This is a genomic window from Streptomyces sp. NPDC055815, assembly GCF_053616475.1.
The window spans coordinates 21,839-39,999 of the sequence record NZ_JBSHDU010000074.1; the positions used below are offsets into that span (position 1 = coordinate 21,839).

Here is an 18,161-nt window from a genome sequence, read left to right on the forward strand (position 1 = left end):
GCGGCGTGCGCCCCGCGGCCTCGCGGGTCCAGGGCGCCGTCACCCCTCCTACTCGCCGATGCCGATCAGCGCGAGCGTGATGTTGTCCGGGCCTCCCGCCTCGATCGCCGCCTTCCACAGCTCGAACGCGGCCCTGCCGTCGCCGTGGACCCGCAGCACGTCGCCGAGTGCGTCCTCCGGTACGGGGTCGGTCAGGCCGTCGGTGCACACCAGGTAGCGGTCGCCGGTGGCGAGCGGTGACGTCGTGACGTGGGGCGTGATGCCGCTGAACCGGCGAGCGCCGCCGAGCGCCTGTGTGACGAGTGAGGTGGTGCGGTGGCCCGGGGGCAGCGGCGGGCTGTCGTCCACGCTGACCTGACGAAGTCCGTCCCGCGTGGCGTCGAGCACTCTGCTGTCGCCGACGTTGAACACCATCAGCGACTCGGCCAGCACGACGGCACCCGCGACCGTGGTGCCCATGGTGGTCAGCTCCGGATCACGGTCGGCGGCCTCGTACACCGCGCGGTTGCAGAGGTGCAGAGCGTCACGTACGGCTTCCTCGCTGTCCAGGGAGGGGCCGAACGACGCCAGGTGCCGGACGACCAGGGCACTGGCCACCTCGCCGGCCGGCTGCCCGCCGATGCCGTCGGCGACCGCGACGACCAGCGGTCCGCCGAGCGGGAACACCAGCGTCTGCGGGTTCTCGGTCACGGTGCCGCACAGCGTCCACGGGCCGGCCACCAGGCTGTCCTCGTTGTGATCACGGACCAGCCCCGGATGACTCAGGGCGGTCACCTTTATGTACGGCATCGCCGTGTCCCGCCTCTCCGCAACGGCAGGCGCGTACCCCACCACCCATTGTGGCGCCGCGCGTCAGGCGCCGCAGGTGCCGACCGGCAGGAGCGCCGCCACCTCCCCCAGCGGGATGCTCACGGACTGCCCGGCGTCCGCGACCTCCAGGCCCAGGACGCCTTCGCCGCCCGCCCGCAGGGTGCCGCACCAGGTGCCCGAGGCCGTGGACACCTCGACCAGCGCCCCCGCCTTCGGGGACGTCTCCTCGGGCCACCACGCCGTACTGGCCGCGACGGCGACCAGGAGCACGGTGAGGAAGGTGAGGCAGATGCCGAGGCGGAGCCGCCGCCCGGCGCGTACCGCGTCCGTCGTCGGCCGGGCGTGCACCGGCCAGGCGATCCGCGCGACGAGGTACGTCGCCACGCACGCGACACCGAGAGCGAGCAGCACCAGCGCCCCGGCCACCGCCTCCACGGCCCGCGGCGCACCCGAGGCGCCCGTGCCGCCGCTCTTGATCGCCCCGCACAGCCCCGCGAATCCCAGCACGGCGAGCTGGAGGGTCAGCCAGCCGCGCGCGGAGGTCTGCAGTCGGTCGTCCGCATCGTCTGTCATCCCGTCAGGATGACGAACGCCGGGCCGAGTCGGCGGCGCACACGCGGGCGCGTACGCCGTGCGGTGACCAGCGGTTGCTCCTGAACGCAGCCCCAGGTCGGTGGCCCGGGGCCGCGTCGTCGCCGGCGTCGGGTCACGCGGGGGTGGAGGCCCACCAGGTCGAGGGCGCCGCGACGGTGTAGCCCAGCGACTCGTACAGCGGCCTGCCCAGCTTCGATGCGGTGAGGGTGACCGGCAGGTCCGCCAGGGGGGCGAGGGAGCCGAGCATGACGGCCCGGCCCGCGCCGCGCGACCGGAAGGCCGAGGACGTACCGACCCAGTAGTGGCTGCCGACGCCGTCGTCCACGACGGTGACGCCGGCTCCCGCGGCCTCGCCGTCGTACAGGGCGAGGAAGACGTCCACGCCCGGCTGCTCGATCAGCGCCGCCGGGAACAGCTCGCCGGGGCGGTGGGGCTCGAATCCGGTGAGCTCGAAGCTGTCGATCACGATCCGCTCCGCCGCCTGGAGGTCCTCGGGCCCCCGCACCTTGATCACGTCCAGCTTCGGTGCGTCGACGGGCGCGGGCGGCCGCAGCATGACCGGCATCTGCCAGCTGCGCATGCCGAGGTGGGCGAGGTCGGTCGAGCTGAACGGGTCCTCGGCGTTCACCGGGCCCGCCGCCCGGCGGACCAGCTCGCCCAGCTCGGCCAGTTCGCCCGGGTCGAGGTCGGGCTCCTGGATCAGGACCCGCGTGCCGGCCCGCTCGCCGCCGTCGACCGCGACGAAGCCGCGGCGCCGGACGACCTCGTGCCCCCGGCTTCGGCCGGTCGCGGTCCACAGGGCGGCGGAGTTACGGGCCTGGCGCAGCGGCGCCTCGGCCAGGGTCACGGGCGTGGGCCGGCCGGCCTCAGAAGATCTTGTTGTCATTGCGCCTACGCTAGTGCGCAAGTGGCCGTCCACACAGGCCAATTGCGGGCGATGCGACTGGGCCACCGCAGCCGGGCCCCGCCCCCTGAAGCACTATGACGCGGGTCACATCCCGATCCTGTCAGGGAACGGGCGGCTGTCCGGTTCAAGGTGCGAAACCACGCCGGACAACGGCAGCCCCGCCCAGACAGGAGCACGGACATGCAGCACCGCATCGTCGTCCTCGGAGCCGGCTACACCGGAGCCATCGCCGCCGGACGCCTCGCCAAGCGGCTGCACCGCGAGGACGTCACCATCACCCTCGTCAACGCCGAGCCCGACTTCGTCGAGCGCGTCCGGCTGCACCAGCTCGCGGCCGGCCAGGACCTCAAGCTCCGGCGCTTCGAGGAGATGTTCGCGGGCACCGGCGTGGAACTGAAGCTCGCGAAGGTGACGGCGATCGACGTGGACCGCAAGACGGTCTCCGTCACGGCCGGAACCGGCGACGAGGAACTTGCGTACGACACCCTCGTCTACGCCCTCGGCAGCGGCTGGAACCCCCAGGGCGTCCCGGGCACGGCAGAGCACGCGCACGAGATCGCCGGCCGCGCCGGAGCGCTCCGGCTGCGCGAGCGCCTGGCCGCCCTGGAAGCAGGCCAGTCCGTGGTCGTCGTCGGCGGCGGCCTCACCGGCCTGGAGGGCGCGACCGAGATCGCCGAGGCCCGCCCGGACCTCGACGTCGCCCTGGTCGCCCGCGGCGCCCTCGGCGACTGGCTCTCCGAGAAGGGCGGCGCCCACCTGCGGAAGGTCGTGGACGGGCTCGGGATCACGGTGCACGAGAACGCCGCGGTCGAGACCGTGACGGCCGACCGGGTCACGACCGCCGACGGCCGCACCATCCCCGCCGACGTCACGGTCTGGACCGCCGGCTTCGCCGTCCACCCGATCGCCGGGGCCACCTCCCTGGAGCTCACCGACGGCCGGATCGTGGTCGACGGCACGATGCGCTCGGTCTCCCACCCGGACGTGTACGCGGTCGGCGACGCGGCCCTGGCCATGGGCCCGGGCGACAAGCCGCTCCGTATGTCCTGCGCCTCGGGCACCCCCATGGCCTGGCAGGCCGCCGACGCCATCGCCGCCCGCCTCACCGGCACCAAGGTCCCCCAGGTCTCCATCCACTACTCCCAGCAGTGCGTCTCGCTCGGCCGCAAGGAAGGCCTGATCCAGTTCGTCACCGCCGACGACCGGGCGGTCGAGAAGGCCATGACCGGCCGCATGGCCGCCCGCTACAAGGAATTCATCTGCAAGGGCGCCGCCTGGAGCATCACCCACCCGACCCTGGGCCTGCCGACCCGGCGCCGGCGTGTCGTCCAGCCCGTCGAGCAGCCCCTCGCCCAGCCCGCCGTCAGCCGGTAGTCCCTGGGGCCCGTCCGGCCCTGATCCGCCGGACGGGCCCTTGTCCTGCCCGGCGGGCGGGCGAGACCCCGGGCCGGGCGGCGATCCGCCGGACCGGGCCGACCGCCCGTCAGCCCGCCGCCTGCGTGATGAGGGAGGCGATGCGCTTCTCCGTGGCCGGGGTCAAGGACGTCAGGGCGTACGAGGTGGGCCACATGGTGTCCTCGTCCAGTGCCGCCTGGTCGCTGAAGCCGAGGGTGGCGTAGCGGGACTTGAACTTCTGGGCGCTCTGGAAGAAGAAGACGACCTTGCCGTCCCTGGCGTACGCCGGCATGCCGTACCAGGTCTTGGCGGTGAGGTGCGGGGCGTGCTCCTTGACGAGGGCGTGGACGCGCTCGGCGAGGACGCGGTCCGCCTCGTCCATCTCGGCGATCTTCGCGAGGACCTCGGGCTCGGTGTCCGCCTTCGCGCCGCGTCGCCTCGTCGCCTTCAGCTCCTTGGCGTGCTCCTTCATCGCGTCCCGCTCGTCGTCCGTGAAGCCGTCGTAGGACTTGTCGTTCGCGGTCATCGTGGTTCCTCTCGGGTGGGGTCAGGCTTCGGTGCCGTGCAGCCGCAGCGTCCTCGCGCGTTCGGCGCGGCGGGTCAGGAGGTAGTCGTACGGCGAGGCTCCGTAGGCGAGCCGGAACCGGCGGGCCAGGAGGGCGGGCGGCAGGTCCGCCGCGCGGGCCAGTTCCAGGACGTCCAGCGGGCGCGCGTACTCCCGGTCGATGCGGTCACGGACGCGGCGCAGGTGGGTGAACTCGTTCAGGCGTTGCGCCGTGACGCGGGCGTGTGCCCAGCCCGGGCGGCACATCTAGCGGAGTTCCTGGATGCGGATCAGGTTGCCCGCCGGGTCCCGGAAGGCACAGTCGCGGATGCCGTACGGCTGCTCCGTCGGCTCCTGGACGACCTCGGCGTCCGCCGCCCTGACCTTCTCGAAGGTGGCGTCGAGGTTCCGGGTGGCCAGGAGGATCCAGCCGTACGTGCCCTTGGCCATCATCTCGGCGATCGTGCGGCGCTCGTCCTCGGTGATGCCCGGGTCGACGGCCGGCGGCGCCAGGAGGATCGACGTGTCCGGCTGTCCCGCCGGGCCGACCGTGATCCAGCGCATCCTGCCCTGGCCGACGTCGCTGCGGACCTCGAAGCCCAGGGCGTCCCGGTAGAAGGCGAGGGAGGCGTCCGGGTCGTCGTGCGGAAGGGCGCTGGTGTGAATCGTGATGTCCATGCCCTTCACGCTAGTTCCGGGCCCCGGGTCCGCGCTTCTCGAATCCTGATCCGTCTCCGCCGAGAGGCTTTTCAGTGGCTTCTCAGTGGTGGAAGCCCGCGCGGTCGGCGTCCGACGGCGCGCCCTTCTCCAGGCGTTCCAGGCAGCGGCGGATGTCCTGGGCCAGCAGGTCGACCTCGTCGCGGCCGATGCCGTGCCGGACCAGGACGCGCTGGATGACGGTCTCCTGCCGGTCGGGGGGCAGCGGGTAGGAGGGGACCTGCCAGCCGCGCATCCGGAGCTGGTCGGAGAGGTCGTACAGGCTGAAGCCCGCTCCCTCCGGGTCGGTGAGCGTGTACGAGACGGCGGGCAGTCCGCCCTGCCCGTCGTAGAGCAGCGTGAACGGGCCCATCTCCGCGATCTGTTCGGCGAGGTACTGGGCGGTCAGCGCGCAGGCCTCCTGGACGAGCCGGTAGCCGGCCCGCCCCAGGCGCAGGAAGTTGTAGTACTGGGCGACGATCTCGCCGCCGGGGCGGGAGAAGTTCAGGGCGAACGTCGGCATGTCGCCGCCCAGGTAGGTCACCCGGAAGACGAGGTCCTCCGGCAGGAGGTCGGCGGTGCGCCAGAGCGCCCAGCCCACGCCGAGAGGCGCGAGGCCGTACTTGTGGCCCGAGGCGTTGATGGAGGCGACCCTCGGCAGCCGGAAGTCCCAGACGAGGTCCCGGTGGAGGAACGGGGCGACGAAGCCGCCGCTCGCCGCGTCGACGTGGATCGGGATGTCGAGCCCCGTCTCCTGCTGGATCCGGTCGAGTTCCGCGGCCAGCTCGGCGACCGGCTCGTAGTCGCAGGTGTAGGTGACGCCGAGGATCGCGACGACGCCGATGGTGTTCTCGTCGACGTACTCCTTCAGCTGGTGCGGCCGGAGCCCGGTGGCGCCCGGCTCCACCGGGACCTGGCGCAGCTCCACGTCGAAGTAGCGGGCGAACTTGTCCCAGCAGATCTGCACCGGGCCGCAGACGAGGTTGGGCCGGTCCGTCGGCTTGCCCTCCTTGCGGCGCTTCTCGCGCCACCGCCACTTCAGGGCGAGGCCGCCGAGCATGGCGGCCTCGCTGGAGCCGGTGGTGGAGCAGCCGAGCGCCGTGCCCTCGCCGGTCGCGCTCCCTGGGGCGTTCCACAGGTCGGCCAGGATGTTCACGCACCGCGACTCGATCTCGGCGGTCTGCGGGTACTCGTCCTTGTCGATCATGTTCTTGTCGAGGCACTCGTCCATCAGCCGGCGGACCTCGTCGTCGGTCCACGTCGTGCAGAACGTCGCCAGGTTCTGCGCGGAGTTGCCGTCGAGCAGCAGCTCGTTGTGGAGCATCGCGTAGACGACCGCGGGGATGTTCGACTCCTCCGGCATCCGGTGCTTCGGCAGGACCCGCTCGCTGAGGGCGGAAGCGAACACGTCGGTCGCCGCATCGGCGACGCTCTTCGGGCCCTTCATCTCGTGGAGCGCCACAGTTTCCCCTTCGATCAGCGATGTCGTCGACAGTCCTCTCATCAACCCACGGGGCGGGACGGGTCGCCCGGCGGCGGCCGCGACCGTTGACCCACCCGGGTGAGGGGGCCGCCGAGGCCCTGTCCTGCGGCTTCCCCGACCAGTACGTTCCGGACGAAATGGATCATCAGCGGAAGGCCCCCACCACATGACCCCATACGTGATCACCGGTGTCGACCAGCAGAACGCCGACACCATCGCCGACACCCACGCCGACGCCTTCGACTCCTACGACGACGTCCCCGAGCGCCTCATCGGCTACCCGGCCGTCTTCCACGCGCTCGGCATCGGCTCCTCCGCCGTCCGTACGGTCCTGGACTACGGCTGCGGGCCCGGCAAGGTCGCCACCCGCGTCGTCGAGGCCTCCGACGCGCGCGTGGTGGCCGTCGACATCGCGCCCCGGATGCTGGAGATCGCCCGTACGCGGCGCCCGCACCCGCGGATCGACTACCGGCGGAGCGAGGACGGCGGGCTCGGCTTCCTCGCCGACGGCTCCGTCGACGCCGCCATGGCCTGCTTCGTCTTCACCACCACCGGAGACATCGACGTCCTGCACGGCATCGCCGCCGAGGCGCACCGGGCACTGCGGCCCGGCGGCCGGTTCGCCGTCCTGGACGCCAACCCGCGCACCACGGGCATCCGGTTCTCCACCTTCCGCAGCGGCGAGCCGGGCCGCGTCTACACCAAGGGCGAGCGGCGGCGGTCGCGCCGGGAGCTGCCCGGTGGCGGCGCGCCGCTGGAGCCGGCCGACCACCACTGGCCGTGCCAGACGTACCTCGACGTGCTCGGCAAGGCCGGGTTCACGGATCTGGACGTGCACGAGCCCGTCCTCACGCATCAGTCGGCGCAGCTGGGGAGCGATCCGGCGGAGGCCGGTCACCCGCCGTTCCTGGTGGTCTCCGGCGTCAGGTGACGGGCGTGGGCGTCAGCTGTCGGAGTAGCTGAAGTCCCCCACGGTCCAGGCGCTGACGTCCTCGATCGCGACGCGGTACATGCCGCCGGTCTCGGGCATGCCCACCGTGCCCTGGAGGATGCGGGCGAGGTGGAAGTGGAGGTGGGTGGGGGGCTCCACGGTCTTCAGCTCGCTCCGTACGGGGGAGAAGACGCCGGAGAACTCGCCGAGCCGGGACGAGTCCGTGAGGACCTCCGACACGCGCTGTCTCCACAGGGCTTCCGGCGCGAGCCGCCCGGTGATGACCACTCCCCCCGCGACCACGGTCAGGGACATCTGGTTGCTCCGCCCGGATTCCACGGTGGCGGCGACGTCGACGAGCAGCTCGTCAGGGATCGACATGGAAGCCGATTCTAGGGGCGGGGGCCGGGGGCGGGGTGTTTTGGAGCGGGGCGGTGTCGTCCGCGGGGAAGGCGGGGCCGTGGCCGGGGACGCTGACGTCGGCGGCGGCGAGGACGCGGAGGCGCGAGGCGCGCGGGACCGTGTGGTCGGGGGCCACCGGGTCCTCGACGGGGCCGTTCGGCCGCCACCAGAGGTCGCCCACGAAGGCGACGACGCCGTCGCCGGTGCCCGCGAGGAGGGTGAGGTCCTCGGCGCTGTGGCCGGGGGTACGGATCAGCCGCAGCGACGGGGTGAGCGCGTGGCCCTCGGCGTCGCGGTCGGTCCACCGAGGTCCTCGCCTGGGCCCGGGAGAACCTCCACGAGCCGCTGCCGGTCGCGGAGCCGGCCCGCAGGGCGCTGATGAGCCGGCGTTCCTTCGCCCGCCGTTTCACGGCCTCGACCGGCACGACCCCGCGCGCCTGGCCGCTCGGTCTGCGGCTCAGCCGCGCCGAGGAACTCCTGGAGACGACGGAGCTCCCGGTCGAGGAGATCGCCCGCGCGGTCGGCTTCGGCAGCGCGGCGGTGCTCCGCGCCCGGTTCGTCCGCCGCAGGGGCGTGCCCCCGCGCGCGTACCGCCGCTCCTTCAGCCGTACGAACTGATCCGTCCCACCCGGGCGCGGTCACAGGGCGAGGAGGACGAGCACCAGCGCCGAGCCGAGGGTGGCGAGGGCGAATCGGACGAGGACCAGGGGCCGGAGCCAGCCGGGGAAGCCGGACCGGGCGGCGGCGATCAGGGCGGACGCGTCGACCGTGTGGACGGCGGGGTCGGTCGAGCGGGCGAAGGCCGCGCGGGTGTAGGCGGTGGCGAAGACCTGGCCGGCGGTGATGAAGCCGACGCCGAGGAGGACGAGCGGCTCGACGATCCAGGAGAGCGTCCGGCCTGCGGGGTGGCCGGCGAGGTTGAGGACACCGAGGACGGTGAGCGTCGCGCCGATGGCGAGCGCGAGGGCGAACTCCCAGGGCTTCTCCCGGAAGGCGATGCCGTGCCGGTCGAGGACCTCGGGGGCGTGCCCCTGGCGCCGTATCTCCGCCTCGGCGGCTTCCTGGGCGGCGGCGCCGCGGAACCACACGGTGACAGGGATGACGAAGAAGGTGGCGGCGAGGAGGAGCTGGAGGGTGGCGGCGAGCGTCATGGCGGGGCGGGGGCCTTCCGGGGTGAGGGGTGGGAAGAGGCGAGGGAGGGGAGGGACGGCGGCTGGGTCAGACCAGGGCGGCGGCCGTCAGGGCCAAGGCCGAGCCGGCGAAGACGACGGTGTGGCGGACGTTCTGGAGGGTGCGGGTCCAGGCCGGGAAGGCGCCTTCGGCGGCCGCGAGGAAGGCGGGGACGTCGACCCGGAGGAGCTCGGGGTCGCCCTTGCGCCGGAAGGCGGCCCGGACGGACTTCACCGCGCCGAGCTGGCTCTGCAGGATCGCGATGTTGGCCAGGAAGGCGATCGAGGAGAAGACCCAGGTGAGGGTGGTTCCCCAGCCGCTGCCGGCCAGGTTGAGCACGGCGGCGGCGAGGGAGGCGGCGGCGAAGGAGCCCGGCGCCCACCACTCGTGGCCGCTCGCGTCGAAGCGCAGCTTGTTCTCCTCCAGGACGGCGGGGCGGACGCCCTGGCGCTCCAGCTCGGTGACGGCGGCGGCCTTGGCGACGGCGCCGAAGCGGTGCCGGAGGACGGGGATGCTGACGAAGGCGGCGGCGACGAGGATCTGGGCGGCGGCGGCGAGGACGGTGAGGGTCTGCACGGTGGGCTCCTGACGGTTCCGGTGTCCGAGGACTGCTTGCACTTAGTTCAAGTCGGTCTCGCACTTAGTTCAAGTGGCGACGTCGAGAACTGTAGGGCCAGAGTTGAACTAAGTGCAAGTGGTCTCTTGAACTTTGTGCAATGCGGTCGCCGTGACCTACCGTGAGCCCATGCCGCGCCCCACGCTCACCCGCGAACAGATCCTCCGCACCGCCGTCGAACTCCTCGACGAGGACGGCCTCGAAGGGCTCAACATGCGCAGCCTCGGCCAGCGCCTCGGCTCCGCCGCCACCGCCGTCTACTGGCACGTCAAGAACAAGGACGACCTGGTCACGCTCGCCGGCGACCGCGTCTGGGACGAGGTCCGGCTGCCCGACCTCGACGCCGTCGACTGGCGCACCGCCGCCACCGCCATGGCCGGCGACCAGTACGCGATGTTCACCCGCCACCCCTGGCTCGTGCAGGCCTTCGCGACCCACCTCTTCCACGGCGAGGGCAAGGCCCGCCACGACGACCACAACCTCGCGGTCTACGAGGCCGGCGGGTTCGCCGGGCCCGCGGCCGACCGGGCCGCCGCCGCCGTCTTCACGTACGTCCTCGGCAACGCCTCCCCCGCCGCCGCCACGGCCGCGCTCACCCGCCGCATCGAGCGCGACGGCCGGGACGCCGAGGAGGTGTTCGCCGCCACCATGAAGGAGGCCGCCGAGGTCGCCGGGCGGTTCCCGCGCCTGCGCGAACGGATCGACGCGGAGACGGCCGGAGCGTACGCCGAAGCCCCCGGCGACACCTTCGCGTTCGGACTCGCCGCACTGCTCGACGGTCTTGAGGCGAGCCTGCGGGCGGGCGCGGCGGAGGGGTGACCCGGCGCGGGCGGAGACGGGGTTCCCGGCCGGGCCTCAGGGTCTCGTCGGCGCGAACGGATCGAAGCAGACGGTCCGGCCGGCGCCGCAGATCTCGGTGCCCGTCGGGATCTCCGTACCCTCCGGGAGCTCGTACGTCACGAACGTGATCGTCCTGCCCGAGGGAAACCGCACCGTGGCCTCCCGCAGCGGGGTCACGTGCTCCGGCGTCCCGCCGGTGAAGACGAAGGGACCGGCGGTGTTCTCGACGACGGTGACGGTGAGCCACAGGTCCGGCGGTCCCTCGGAACCGGCCATGCCGTGCGGGGCGGCGTCGCCCACGTGCACGTACCCCCGCGGCTTCCGCTCGTGCGCGAGGCCGAAGCACCGCCGGTCCGCCGCCTGCTCGCGGATCGACACCAGGCAGTACGTGTCGGCGTCCGGCATCCAGGCGAGGTCCCCGGTCCCCACCGGCCGGCCGCGCCGCAGCACCGCCATGTCGGACAGCTCCGGGACGGCCGTACCCGCGGGGAACAGCGACCACTTGCGGAGCGCCTCGACCAGCTTCCCGTCCTTCGCGGTGATCACCGCCGCGCCCAGGGGAGTGGCGGGACCACGCTCGGGCGGTTCGGGAGAAGGGGAGGAGGGGGAAGGGGAGGAGGGGGAAGGGGAGGAAGGGGGCCGGGCGTCGGATCGAGGGGCGGCCTCCGTACACCCGGTCGCGACGGCCAGCAGCACGCCCACACTCACACCCGCAAGAAGCCCACGCTTCATCGCCCACCCCCCGTTTCGTGGGGATGGTAGTCGGACCGGCGGCCTCACACATGGGCACCAACTCCCCGCTCTGGGCAGCGCACACAGGCGTACGCGATCATGCGGTCATGAAGCTGCGCTGTGCCGTACTCGACGACTACCAGGGCGTCGCCCTCACCTCCGCCGACTGGAGCCCGCTCGCCGACCGCGTGGACGTCCGCGTGCTGCGCGAGCACCTGACGGACCGCGACGCGCTCGTCGCCGCCGTCGAGGACTGCGAGATCCTCGTCGTGATGCGGGAGCGGACCCCGGTCGACGCGGAGCTCCTCGCCCGGCTCCCCCGGCTCCGGCTCCTCATCACCTCCGGCATGCGGAACGCCTCGATCGACCTCGCCGCCTGCCGGGCCCGCGGCGTCACCGTCTGCGGCACCGCCAGCCGTTCCGAACCGCCCACCGAACTGACCTGGGCGCTCCTCCTGGGCCTGGCCCGCCACGTACCGGAGGAGGCCCGGGCCGTACGGGAGGGCGGGCCGTGGCAGTCGACCGTCGGCGCCGACCTGGCGGGCCGGACGCTCGGCCTCGTCGGCCTCGGCAAGATCGGCGCCCGGGTGGCCCGGATCGGGCTCGCCTTCGGCATGGACGTGACCGCGTGGAGCCCGAACCTGACGGAGGAGCGGGCCGCCGAGCACGGCGTACGGCTCGCGAAGGACCGGCAGGACCTGCTCGCGGGCAGCGACTTCGTCTCGCTGCACATGGTGCTCTCCGACCGCACCCGGGGCCTGATCGGGGAACCCGAACTACGGGCGATGCGGCCGTCCGCGTACCTCGTCAACACCTCCCGGGCCGGCCTCGTCGACGGCGTCGCCCTGGTGCGGGCGCTGCGGGAGGGGTGGATCGCGGGGGCGGGCCTGGACGTGTACGAGACGGAGCCGCTGCCGGCGGACGACCCGCTGCGGTCGCTGCCGAACGTCCTGGCGCTTCCGCATCTGGGGTATGTGACGGAGGGGAACTACGGGCGGTACTTCGGGGAGGCGGTGGAGAACATCGGGGGGTTCCTGACGGGTGCGGTTCTCCGCGAACTGCCCTGACCCCGCTCCGTTATGGGCCGGCGCCCCGCCGTTGTGGGCAATCGTTCCGCAGGGCGGTGCCCCGCCGCCGTGTGGGCAATCGTCCCGCTGGGGCGGGACGGGTGCCCACAACGGGTGGGCGCGGGCCCGCAACGGGCGTGGGTCAGTTCAGGGTTGTGCGGGCCAGGGCCAGGAATTCTGATTCCGTGAGGCCCAGTTCGCGGGCCTCCGCCGCCGCCTCCCGAAGCCGCGCGATCAGGCGGGCCCGGTCCGGGGCCGTGGCGCCGGGGACGATCAGGGCGCCCCGGCCGCGCCGGAGTTCGATGAGGCCCTCCTCGCGGAGCCGCTGGTAGCCGCGGAGAACGGTGTGGACGTTGACGCCGAGGGAGTCGGCGAGTTCCCGGGCGGCCGGGAGGCGTTCACCGGGCGCGGCGGTGCCGTCGGCCAGCGCCCCCCGGACGCAGGCCGCGATCTGGTCGCCGAGGGGGACGGAGGAGGCGGGGTCGACACGGAAGAGCACGGTCAGACCTTCCCATGCCGCTCGGCGAGGGTGTTGAGGAGCGCGGCGGCGGTCCGCGCGTCCGGCACGGTGACGGCGAACTCCCGCCCGCCGGTCCGCCGTACGACGAGCGCCTCGCCGGACCGCAGCACCACGCCCGTCCGGTGGGCCCGGATGCGGTAGCCCCAGCCGCCGAAGTCGGCGAGGGCGTCGATGTCCCGGGCGTCGGCGCCCGCGACCTCGTCGAGCGGGACCCGGAGTCGGGGCCGGGAGGCGAGCGAGGGGCTGACGGTGAGGCCGCGGCGGTCGACGCTGACCCGCACCTGGGCCAGGGCGAGGCCCGGCACGCCGATGACCGGGCCGAGAAGGCCGACCAGCGCGCCCGGCCAGGGCGCGAGGAGCAGGACGACCGGGCCCGCGGCGAGGGCGAGCACGGCGAGGGCGGTGAGCGGCCGTGAGCCCGTGGCGCGGCTCCAGCCGGCGACCTCGCTCGCGCCGAGCGGGAGGCGGGGGCCTTCCGTCGTACCGGCTTCGGTCTCCTCCTCGGGAACCAGCCGGGCCAGGGCCCAGCCCAGCGCTGCGAAGAGGGCGGCGACGGCCGCCGCGACCGTGAGGTTGGCCAGGGGCGAGGCGACCTGCGCCGCGTCGGCGGCGTCCAGGTTGTCCCGTACGAGGAGGACGAGGAGCGTGCCGGTGAAGCCGGCCGTCGCCCAGGCTCCCCACAGGGCGTTGCGGCGGACGAGGAGCGTCCAGCCGGTTCCGAGGCCGAGGAGCAGGGCCGTGCTGATGACGGTGAACGCGGCGCGGCCGGTGTAGCCGTTGGCTTCGCCCGAGCCGCCGAAGTGGGTGGCCAGCGGGTCCGGGAGCCGGTCGTACCCGAGGGCGAGCAGCAGCAGGTGGGCGGCGAGCGCGAGGGCGAAGGGCAGCGCGGCGAGCGCGCGGAGACGAGACGTGGCACGGTTCATGAAAACCTCCTTGTTCGCACTCTACTAGAACAATGAGGACTGCGGTCGGAAGATCGTTCGAGATGCGGGTTGCCCGAGCCGGTTGTTCACTGGGTCAAACGCTGACGAATGGGGAGATCTTCATGCGCCGCCGGCCCGCCACCCTCGCCGCCTTCACCGCGTTCGCCGCCCTCACCGCCGGGCTCGTCACCGGCTGCGGCGACGACAGCGAGCCGGACCCGCTGCGCGGTCAGCAGTGGGGCCTGGACGCGCTGAAGCTGCCGGACGCCTGGAAGACCGCCAAGGGCGAGGACACCGTCATCGCGGTCGTCGACACCGGCGTCGACCTCGACCACCCCGACCTCAAGGGCCGGCTCGTCGACGGCTACGACTTCGTCGACAACGACGCCGAGCCCAAGGACCTCAACGGCCACGGCACCCATGTCTCCGGCATCGCCGCCGCCCACACCGACAACGGCATCGGGGTCGCGGGCGGCGCGCCCGACACCAGGATCATGCCGGTCCGGGTGCTCGGCGCCGACGGCAGCGGCAGCGACGCGAACATCACCAAGGGCATCGTCTGGGCCGCCGACCACGGCGCCCACGTCATCAACCTCTCCCTCGGCGAGTCCGGCCTGATGGCCCGTCTCCTCAAGGGCGGCATCCTCAACCAGGCCATCACGCACGCCAACGGCAAGGGCGCGGTCGTCGTCGCCGCCGCGGGCAACGACTCCACCGCCCTCCAGCCGTACAAGGTCGACACCCCGGTCCTCGTCGTGAACGCCGCCGACGCGAGCGGGCAGCCCGCCTCCTTCACCAACTTCGGCGCGCAGAACGCCGTTTCGGCCCCGGGCGTCGACATCCTCTCGACGCTCCCGACGTACACGACGAAGGAGACCCCGAAGAACACGTCGAAGTACGGGAAGCTGTCCGGCACCTCGATGGCCTCGCCGTACGTCTCCGCCGTGGCCGCGCTCCTGCACCAGCAGGGCCTGGACGCGGCCGCGATCATGCGGACGATCCGCGACACGGCCGCCAACCCGGGCCAGTTCCCCAAGCTGGGCCTCGGGAACGTCGACGCGGCGGCCGCCGTGAAGGCCGCCGCCGCCGACGCCGGGAAGTAGCGGATCAGGCCAGCGCGGAGCGCAGCGCCTCGGCGAACTCCGCCGGGGCGCCGTGCTGTCCGAACTCGCCGCCCAGGAAGCCGCCGTGGTGGCTCGGGAACACGGTGACCGGGAGGTCGAGCCCCTCGGCGACGCCGACCGCGGCCCGCGCGGCGAACGTGCCCTCGGACTCCTTGCCCGCGGCGACGACGATCCGGGTCGGCGCGGCTCGCAGGGCGGTGAAGTCGGGACGGTACGAGGTGCAGCCGCGCATGTTCTGCCCGAGCAGCGGGTCGCCGCGCGAGCCGTCGTCCTCGGCGGCCGGCAGACCGAACGCGGCCGGGTCGGGCGCGGGCTCCGAGGCCCAGTCCGCCGGGAACTCGCCCTGCCGCATGGTCAGCGCCAGGAACTTGGCCATCGCCGGGGCCCAGCCGTCCCGCAGATAGGTCGCGTGGACGTCCGCGCAGACCCCGAGGGCGGCCTCCCGGTCCGGGACGACCTGGGCGGTCGGCGGCTCGTGCGCGACGAGGGTGTGCACCAGGTCGCCGCGGCGGGCCACGAGCGCGAGGGCGTTGACCGCGCCGCCGCTGCTCGCGAAGACGTCGACGGGCCCGGCGCCGAGCGCCTCGATCAGCCGCGCCAGGTCGTCGGCGTGCTCCTCGGGCCGCGTCTCCGTGGCACCGTCGGTGCGCTCGCAGCGGGCCACACCGCGCGGGTCGTACGTCACGACGGTCCGGTCGGCGAAGTGGGAGGCGAGCGTGGTGAAGCCGCTCGCGTCCATGGGGGAACCGATCAGGAGCAGGGGGCGCTCGTCGGTCCCGGTGCCGGGGCGTACGTCGTAGCGCAGGGTCGCGCCGACGGCGTCCAGGGTCCGGGTGTCGGTCTCGGCCATGGTGATCTCCTCCGTGGTGGGTCGTTCAGGGGGTAGACCCCCGGCCCCACCGGAACTCATCGGAGTGCACCGACATCCGCCGGACTTTTTCCTACTCTCCGCACTCGTGGGCGGCCGGGTCGACCACCACCCGGTCCAACAGCCCGCGCAGCACGACCTGTTCGGCCTCGGTCAGGTCGCCGAAGAGCTCCCGCTCCGCCGCGCCGACGGCCGTGTCGATCCGCCCGAGCGCCGTCGCGCCCGCCTCCGTGATCTCCACGATGTGGCGGCGCCGGTCGGCCGGGTCGCGCCGCCGCTCGGCGAGCCCGTCGGCCTCCAACTCGTTGAGGATCGCGACCAGTTGGCTGGGGTCGATCTCCATCGCGGCGGCCAGGTCCCGCTGGCTCATCGCCCCGGGCGCGAGCTGCATGAGCGTCATCGCGTTCCTCGGGTGGAGTCCGGCGACGCCCAGGGCGGCGCGGATGCGCGCGCCGGTGAGCTCCCCGCGGAAGGAGAGGAGGAAGCCGAGGCGGTCGGACGGGAGAGCTGCCATGCCGTCCACGGTAACAAGAACATCTCGATTGTGGAGCGGGGTAAATCGTTGTTACGCTTCAATGGTTTTCGTCCCCAGACTGTTGGAGCACCTCCATGTTCATCGCGTACGCCGTCGTCGCCTCCCTGCTCGCCCTCGCGTCACTCGGCTCCGCCTTCCTGACGTTCACCAAGAACCCGCAGGTCATCGGCAGCATGACCAAGGTGGGCGTGGCGGAGGGCGCGCTGCCGTGGCTCGCGACCGCGAAGGCGGCCGGCGCGCTCGGCCTGCTCGCGGGGCTCTTCGTCCCGCTCCTCGGCGAGGCCGCGGCCGTGGGCCTGGTGCTCTACTTCGCCGGCGCCGTGATCGCCCACCTGCGCGTGAAGGACTTCGAGCTGGCCCCGGCGGCGGTGCTCACCCTGATCGCGGCGGCGGCGCTGGTCCTGCGCATAGCCTCCGCCTGACCCCAGGAAACAACACGAGACGTATCGTCTTGTCAGACCTCCCCGCATGCCGTACCGTCCTGCAGACGAGACGACACGTCTCGTGTCCGTGTCCCCGAGGTCAGGAGGTCGCCCTTGTTCCGTGCCCTACTCATCGACGTCACCAAGCGCTACGACGACCGGTACGTGCAGAACCGGACCGTCCTCGACCGGGTCTCCCTCACCGTCCGCCCCGGCGAACGCCTCGGCGTCGTCGGCGACAACGGCTCCGGGAAGTCCACCCTCCTCCGGCTCCTCGCCGGCCTGGAGACCCCCGACAACGGCACCGTGACCGTCGAAGCCCCCGGCGGCCTCGGCCACCTCGCCCAGACCCTCGACCTCCCCGCGGACGCGACCGTCGGCGACGCCGTCGACCAGGCGCTCGCGGAGCTCCGGGACCTGGAGCGGGCCATCCGCACGGCCGAGGCGGAGCTCGACTCCACCGGCGACCTCGCCGGATACGCCGGGCTGCTCGCCGCCTACGAGGCCCGGGGCGGCGCCGGGGCCGACCGGCGCGTCGAGACCACCCTGCGGCGGCTCGGCGAGCCCCGCCCGCTCGACCGCGACCGGCCGCTCGGGACGCTCTCCGGCGGACAGCGGTCCCGGCTCGCCCTCGCCGCCGTCCTCGCCGCCGAGCCCGAACTGCTGCTGCTCGACGAGCCGACCAACGACCTCGACGACGAGGCCGTCGCCTGGCTGGAGGAACGGCTGCGCGCCCACCGGGGCACCGTCGTCGCCGTCTCCCACGACCGGGTCTTCCTCGACCGGGTCGCCACCGCCGTCCTGGAGGTCGACGAGGACCGCCACACCGTGCGGCGGTACGGCGACGGCTACGCCGGCTACCTCACCGGCCGCGCCGCCGAACGGGCCCGCAGACAGCGGGAGTACGAGGAGTGGAAGGCCGAACTCGCCCGCCACCGGACCCTCGCCGACACCAACATCGACCGGTTCTCCGCGATCCCCCGCAAGGCCCCGGCCGCGTTCAGCGGGGCGGGCGCCTTCCGGGCCCGGTCACGGGCGCACGGCGCGATGAGCCGCATCCGCGCCGCCCGCGAGCAGCTCGCCCGGCTCACCGCCCACCCCGTACCCGCCCCGCCGGAACCCCTCCGGTTCCGCACCGACATCGCGGGCGAAGGCGCACCCGTCGACCTCACGGGGATCCGCGTCGACGGCCGGCTCCGCCTCGACGCGCTCCACCTCGACCCGGGCGAACGCCTGCTGCTCACCGGGCCCAACGGGGCGGGAAAGACCACCCTCCTCCGGGTCCTGGCGGGCGAGCTCGCCCCGGACGCGGGCACGGTGACCGTGCCCGCCCGGGTCGGGCTGCTCCGCCAGGACACTGCCTCACCCCTCGACCCCCGTACGGTGGGCGAGGCCTTCGGAGAGGGCCGCGAGGACGAACTGCTCGCCCTCGGGCTCTTCGCGGCGGGGCTCTGAGGCCCCGCTTCGTTGTGGGCAATCGTTCCGCTGGGGCGGAACGGGTGGGCACAACGGAACGGCGCCCTTGCCGGCGCCAGAGGCTTCCGAGCCTGGACCCGCACCACGACGGCGCCGTCACCAGGGG

General features: G+C 73.3%; 21 protein-coding genes and 3 pseudogenes. 8 read left to right on the top strand and 16 right to left on the bottom strand.

Going from position 1 to position 18,161, the window contains the following annotated elements; translation table 11 throughout:
* Positions 1 to 48 precede the first annotated feature (48 nt).
* The 3 genes from ACWGN5_RS33215 to ACWGN5_RS33225 form a co-directional block, all read right to left on the bottom strand.
* Entirely contained in the window at positions 49 to 789 is a 741-nt protein-coding gene (locus ACWGN5_RS33215; RefSeq protein ID WP_453522138.1) for a PP2C family protein-serine/threonine phosphatase, read from the bottom strand.
* A 63-nt stretch (positions 790 to 852) separates the two neighbouring features.
* A complete protein-coding gene (locus ACWGN5_RS33220; RefSeq protein WP_453522139.1) occupies positions 853 to 1,383 on the bottom strand; it encodes a hypothetical protein in 531 nt (176 codons plus the stop codon).
* Between the two features lie 133 nt (positions 1,384 to 1,516).
* Positions 1,517 to 2,290, bottom strand: coding sequence for a GNAT family N-acetyltransferase (locus ACWGN5_RS33225; protein WP_453522140.1), 774 nt, complete (start codon positions 2,288 to 2,290; stop codon positions 1,517 to 1,519).
* A 201-nt stretch (positions 2,291 to 2,491) separates the two neighbouring features.
* On the opposite strand from ACWGN5_RS33225, the gene ACWGN5_RS33230 reads away from it, so the two are divergent.
* Complete coding sequence (locus tag ACWGN5_RS33230) at positions 2,492 to 3,685, top strand: NAD(P)/FAD-dependent oxidoreductase (protein ID WP_453522141.1); 1,194 nt, start codon at positions 2,492 to 2,494, stop codon at positions 3,683 to 3,685.
* A gap of 109 nt (positions 3,686 to 3,794) precedes the next feature.
* Here ACWGN5_RS33230 and ACWGN5_RS33235 read toward each other — a convergent pair whose 3' ends face one another.
* From ACWGN5_RS33235 to ACWGN5_RS33250, 4 genes are all read right to left on the bottom strand, one after another.
* Positions 3,795 to 4,232 (bottom strand): hypothetical protein, encoded by a 438-nt coding sequence (locus tag ACWGN5_RS33235; protein WP_453522142.1) that lies wholly within the window; start codon positions 4,230 to 4,232, stop codon positions 3,795 to 3,797.
* Positions 4,233 to 4,253: 21 nt separating this feature from the next.
* Positions 4,254 to 4,517, bottom strand: a complete 264-nt coding sequence (locus ACWGN5_RS33240) for a hypothetical protein (RefSeq protein WP_453522143.1) — start codon at positions 4,515 to 4,517, stop codon at positions 4,254 to 4,256.
* Positions 4,518 to 4,928, bottom strand: coding sequence for a VOC family protein (locus tag ACWGN5_RS33245; RefSeq protein WP_453522144.1), 411 nt, complete (start codon positions 4,926 to 4,928; stop codon positions 4,518 to 4,520).
* An 82-nt stretch (positions 4,929 to 5,010) separates the two neighbouring features.
* Positions 5,011 to 6,408, bottom strand: a complete 1,398-nt coding sequence (locus ACWGN5_RS33250) for a glutamate decarboxylase (protein WP_453522145.1) — start codon at positions 6,406 to 6,408, stop codon at positions 5,011 to 5,013.
* Between the two features lie 187 nt (positions 6,409 to 6,595).
* Here ACWGN5_RS33250 and ACWGN5_RS33255 point away from each other — a divergent pair, with 187 nt between their 5' ends.
* Positions 6,596 to 7,360 (top strand): class I SAM-dependent methyltransferase, encoded by a 765-nt coding sequence (locus tag ACWGN5_RS33255; protein ID WP_453522146.1) that lies wholly within the window; start codon positions 6,596 to 6,598, stop codon positions 7,358 to 7,360.
* 12 nt (positions 7,361 to 7,372) lie between these two features.
* On the opposite strand, the gene ACWGN5_RS33260 is transcribed toward ACWGN5_RS33255, so the two are convergent.
* Together ACWGN5_RS33260 and ACWGN5_RS33265 are read right to left on the bottom strand one after the other, a co-directional pair.
* On the bottom strand, positions 7,373 to 7,741 hold the full coding sequence (locus tag ACWGN5_RS33260) for a hypothetical protein (protein WP_453522147.1): 369 nt from the start codon (positions 7,739 to 7,741) through the stop codon (positions 7,373 to 7,375).
* Positions 7,728 to 8,069: pseudogene (locus ACWGN5_RS33265) on the bottom strand (hypothetical protein); the annotation flags it as partial. The gene ACWGN5_RS33260 and the pseudogene ACWGN5_RS33265, both read right to left, overlap by 14 nt.
* Between ACWGN5_RS33265 and ACWGN5_RS33270 the strand changes: the two are divergent.
* Positions 8,060 to 8,380 (top strand): annotated as a pseudogene (locus ACWGN5_RS33270) (helix-turn-helix domain-containing protein); the annotation flags it as partial. The pseudogenes ACWGN5_RS33265 and ACWGN5_RS33270 overlap by 10 nt on opposite strands.
* A 20-nt stretch (positions 8,381 to 8,400) precedes the next feature.
* On the opposite strand, the gene ACWGN5_RS33275 reads toward ACWGN5_RS33270, so the two are convergent.
* The gene (locus ACWGN5_RS33275; RefSeq protein ID WP_453522148.1) at positions 8,401 to 8,913 is read right to left on the bottom strand and encodes a hypothetical protein; all 513 of its coding nucleotides are present in this window, start codon (positions 8,911 to 8,913) and stop codon (positions 8,401 to 8,403) included.
* Between the two features lie 67 nt (positions 8,914 to 8,980).
* A complete protein-coding gene (locus ACWGN5_RS33280) occupies positions 8,981 to 9,508 on the bottom strand; it encodes a hypothetical protein (RefSeq protein ID WP_453522149.1) in 528 nt (175 codons plus the stop codon).
* 169 nt (positions 9,509 to 9,677) lie between these two features.
* Between ACWGN5_RS33280 and ACWGN5_RS33285 the strand changes: the two genes are divergently transcribed.
* Positions 9,678 to 10,367 (top strand): TetR/AcrR family transcriptional regulator, encoded by a 690-nt coding sequence (locus tag ACWGN5_RS33285; RefSeq protein ID WP_453522150.1) that lies wholly within the window; start codon positions 9,678 to 9,680, stop codon positions 10,365 to 10,367.
* Between the two features lie 36 nt (positions 10,368 to 10,403).
* Here ACWGN5_RS33285 and ACWGN5_RS33290 read toward each other — a convergent pair whose 3' ends face one another.
* Positions 10,404 to 10,934: a hypothetical protein gene (locus ACWGN5_RS33290; RefSeq protein ID WP_453522151.1), complete on the bottom strand. Its 531-nt coding sequence runs from the start codon at positions 10,932 to 10,934 to the stop codon at positions 10,404 to 10,406.
* 293 nt (positions 10,935 to 11,227) lie between these two features.
* Here ACWGN5_RS33290 and ACWGN5_RS33295 point away from each other — a divergent pair, with 293 nt between their 5' ends.
* Positions 11,228 to 12,187 (top strand): D-2-hydroxyacid dehydrogenase family protein, encoded by a 960-nt coding sequence (locus ACWGN5_RS33295; protein ID WP_453522152.1) that lies wholly within the window; start codon positions 11,228 to 11,230, stop codon positions 12,185 to 12,187.
* Positions 12,188 to 12,329: 142 nt separating this feature from the next.
* On the opposite strand, the gene ACWGN5_RS33300 is transcribed toward ACWGN5_RS33295, so the two are convergent.
* Together ACWGN5_RS33300 and ACWGN5_RS33305 are read right to left on the bottom strand one after the other, a co-directional pair.
* Positions 12,330 to 12,686: a GntR family transcriptional regulator gene (locus ACWGN5_RS33300; RefSeq protein ID WP_453522153.1), complete on the bottom strand. Its 357-nt coding sequence runs from the start codon at positions 12,684 to 12,686 to the stop codon at positions 12,330 to 12,332.
* A 2-nt stretch (positions 12,687 to 12,688) separates the two neighbouring features.
* Positions 12,689 to 13,630, bottom strand: a complete 942-nt coding sequence (locus ACWGN5_RS33305) for a DUF1648 domain-containing protein (protein ID WP_453522154.1) — start codon at positions 13,628 to 13,630, stop codon at positions 12,689 to 12,691.
* A gap of 122 nt (positions 13,631 to 13,752) precedes the next feature.
* Between ACWGN5_RS33305 and ACWGN5_RS33310 the strand changes: the two genes are divergently transcribed.
* On the top strand, positions 13,753 to 14,733 hold the full coding sequence (locus ACWGN5_RS33310; protein WP_453522155.1) for a S8 family peptidase: 981 nt from the start codon (positions 13,753 to 13,755) through the stop codon (positions 14,731 to 14,733).
* A 4-nt stretch (positions 14,734 to 14,737) separates the two neighbouring features.
* Here the strand turns inward: ACWGN5_RS33310 and ACWGN5_RS33315 are convergent, their stop codons facing one another.
* Positions 14,738 to 15,604: an alpha/beta fold hydrolase gene (locus ACWGN5_RS33315; protein ID WP_453522156.1), complete on the bottom strand. Its 867-nt coding sequence runs from the start codon at positions 15,602 to 15,604 to the stop codon at positions 14,738 to 14,740.
* Between the two features lie 91 nt (positions 15,605 to 15,695).
* On the bottom strand, positions 15,696 to 16,136 hold the full coding sequence (locus ACWGN5_RS33320) for a MarR family winged helix-turn-helix transcriptional regulator (RefSeq protein WP_453522157.1): 441 nt from the start codon (positions 16,134 to 16,136) through the stop codon (positions 15,696 to 15,698).
* Between the two features lie 95 nt (positions 16,137 to 16,231).
* On the opposite strand from ACWGN5_RS33320, the gene ACWGN5_RS33325 reads away from it, so the two are divergent.
* Complete coding sequence (locus ACWGN5_RS33325; protein ID WP_453522158.1) at positions 16,232 to 16,579, top strand: DoxX family protein; 348 nt, start codon at positions 16,232 to 16,234, stop codon at positions 16,577 to 16,579.
* A 114-nt stretch (positions 16,580 to 16,693) separates the two neighbouring features.
* Positions 16,694 to 18,022, top strand: a pseudogene (locus tag ACWGN5_RS33330) (ATP-binding cassette domain-containing protein); the annotation flags it as partial.
* Positions 18,023 to 18,161: the final 139 nt, after the last annotated feature.